The sequence below is a fragment of the Stenotrophomonas sp. 2YAF22 genome (assembly GCF_052114665.1).
Lineage (GTDB): Bacteria > Pseudomonadota > Gammaproteobacteria > Xanthomonadales > Xanthomonadaceae > Stenotrophomonas > Stenotrophomonas indicatrix.
Map to the genome: position 1 here is coordinate 1 of NZ_JBFRFE010000544.1, position 3,043 is coordinate 3,043.

The 3,043-nt window shown below is 67.5% G+C and carries 2 protein-coding genes; both read left to right on the plus strand.

Features of this window, described 5'->3' with window-relative positions; genetic code table 11:
• Positions 1–1,093: DbpA RNA binding domain-containing protein (locus AB4Y84_RS17880; RefSeq protein WP_442250578.1), on the plus strand; the 1,093-nt coding region annotated here is incomplete at its 5' end.
• A gap of 188 nt (positions 1,094–1,281) precedes the next feature.
• Positions 1,282–3,043 (plus strand): diguanylate cyclase domain-containing protein (locus tag AB4Y84_RS17885; protein ID WP_442250579.1); only part of this gene is annotated, 1,762 nt, incomplete at its 3' end.

Genomic DNA, 3,043 nt, shown 5'->3' on the forward strand with positions numbered 1-3,043 from the left:
CGGTGACATGCAGCAGGCGCAGCGTGAGCGCACCATCGCCATGCTGAAGGAAGGCAAGCTGGACATCCTGGTCGCCACCGACGTGGCCGCTCGTGGCCTGGACGTGGAACGCATCAGCCACGTGCTGAACTACGACATCCCGTACGACACCGAAAGCTACGTGCACCGCATCGGCCGTACCGGCCGTGCTGGCCGCAGCGGTGAAGCAATCCTGTTCGCCACCCCGCGCGAAAAGGGCATGCTGCGCCAGATCGAGCGTGCGACCCGCCAGCCGATCGAAGAAATGCAGCTGCCGAGCGTGGAAGCGGTCAACGACAACCGCATCAACAAGTTCACCTCGCGCATCACCGAGACGCTGGGCCAGGGCGGCCTGGACTTCTACCGCCAGCTGCTGGAGCGTTTCGAGTCCGAACAGAACGTGCCGGCCATCGAAGTGGCCGCCGCACTGGCGAAGATGATGCAGGGCGACACCCCGTTCCTGCTGCAGCCGCCGGTGCGTGCACCGCGCGAAGAGCGTGCGCCGCGCGAGCGTTTCGAGCGCACTGAGCGCCCGGAACGTGGCGACCGCAACGAGCGCGGCCCGCGCTTCGAGCGTGGCCCGCGTCGTGACGATGCCGAGGGTGGCTTCGAGCAGCGCCCGCGCCGTGACGTGCCGCCGCGCGGTGCACCGGAGCAGGGCATGGAGACCTACCGCATTTCGGTGGGCCACCAGCATGGCGTGAAGCCGGCCAACATCGTCGGCGCCATCGCCAATGAAGCCGGCCTGGAAAGCCGCTTCATCGGTCGTATCGACATCCACGACGACTTCTCGCTGCTGGATCTGCCGGCACAGATGCCGTCGGACGTGCTGACCCACCTGCAGAAGGTCTGGGTGTCCGGCCAGCAGCTGCAGATGCGCCCGTTGGCGGCCGGTGAAGAGGTCAATCCGGCGCCGCGTCCGTTCAAGCCGCGCTTCGACAAGCGTGGTCCGGGCGGTCCGGGTGGCCCGGGAGCTCCGCGTCGCAGCGGTCCGGGTGGCCCCGGCGGCGACCGCGACAGCCGTCCGCCGCGTCGTGATGGCTTCAACAAGCCACGTGGCCCGCGCAGCTTCTAAGCCGCGCTGAAGTAGACGAACAACGCCAGCCTCCGGGCTGGCGTTGTTGTTTGCATGGCGCCAGGGCGGCCCGGCCGCCGCTGCCGATCACCGGCCGGGTCCGGTTTCGCATGGCCCACACATCACCGGTTCTAGGCTGGCGCAGTTCCGTAGGAGATTGTCACCGCAGCACATTCGGGGGATCCAGGATGGGTAGAAGTGGCATGGACCAACAGCGTCGACGGGTACCGATGACCCGCGGGCTGGGACTGCGATTTGCGCTGTTGACGGGCATGGCGATCGGCTTGGTCGCGCTGTCGGCTGTGATCCAGGAGCTGCAGGCGGCATCGACCGCATGGATCGCAGGGCAGGGCTACTGGTCGCGGGGGCAGCAGGACGCCACCGCAGCGCTCAGCCGTTACCTGGCGCGTGGCCATCTGCAGGATCTGCAGGATGCCCAACGGGCACTGCAGGTTCCGTTGGGTGACCTGCAGGCCCGCAAGGCGCTGGAGCAACCCGAACCGGACGAGGCGACAGCCCGCGCCGGTTTTCTGCGTGGGGGCAATGCCCGCGCCGACATTCCGCGGCTGATCTTCTCGTTCCGCCATGCGCGCAACGTCGGAGCCTTCCGCGAAGCCACCTGGTTGTGGCGGCAGACCGACGCAAACCTGCTGGCCATGCAGTCGCTGGCGGAGGAACTGCAGCGGCGCCATGGCTCGGGACCGCTGGACGAGGCGACCGTGGATGACTACTTGCATCGGCTGCGTGGCATCGACCACCAGCTGCGCGGGCAGGCGCAGGCGTTCTCGCAGGCACTGCTGCGCATGGCCCGCGCGGTGCGCATCGCGACCCTGGCCGTGGGCGGCCTGTCGGTCCTGCTGATCAGCCTGATGGCGGTGGCCCTGGCGCGCCGGGTCGGCAAGGACCTGACCGAGCATGAGAGCCGCTTCCGGGCTGCCTTCTACCAAGCCAACGTCGGCATGCTCAAGCTGGATGCCGRCGGCCGGGTGGTGGAGGCCAACCAGGCGATGGCCGACATTCTCGACCATCGTCGGGACGTGCTGCTGCAGATGTCGCTGGCCGAGCTGCTGATGGAGGGCGAGCTGGTGATCGATGAAAGTGGCCGAATCGACTGGGAACGTCAGCTGCGACCGGGCGAACTGCGTTTCCGGCGTCGTGATGGCAGCCTGGTGTGGGGACGCTGGAGTGGCACCGGCGTGCGCACCGCCAGCGGTGGCCTGTCGGTGTTCGCCATCGTCGAGGATGTCAGCCAGAACCATGCGTTGGCACGCGAGATCGAACACCACGCCAGCCATGACCCCCTGACCGGCCTGATCAATCGCCGCGAGATCGAGCGCCTGCTGGAAAAATCGCTGCTGCAGGTCCGCTCCGACGGTGGAACCCATGCACTGGGCTACATCAACCTGGACCACTTCAAGCTGGTCAACGACAGCTTCGGCCACGCGGCCGGCGACCAGATGCTGCGCAGTTTCGCCGAGTACCTGGTCGGTGCGGTGCGCGATGGCGACTGGGTCGGCCGCCTGGGGGCGGACGAGTTCGCGGTGTTCCTTGCCCGCGCCAACCAGGATGAAGCCAAGCGCGTGTTGCAGCGGCTGATCCGCAACCTGGGCCAGGCTACCTTCCCGGTCAGCGAGGGCAGCCCGCAGTTGAGCTGCAGCGTGGGCGTGGTCGAAGTGACGGCCGAGGCGCTGGACGTGAACTGGTTGATGAGCGCGGCCGACAGCGCGTGTTATGCGGCCAAGCAGGCCGGTCGCAACCGCGTGCATTGCTTCAACGAAAACCGGCTGGCCCTGGAGGAGCGACGGCTGGAGGCCGAACGCCTGCAGGGCGTCAGTCGCGCCATGGCCGAGAACCGGATGCTGTTGTATGCGCAGCGCATCGCCAAAGTGGGTGATCCGTCCTACCTGCACTACGAGGTGCTGGTACGCATGCGTGACAGTGACGGCGTGC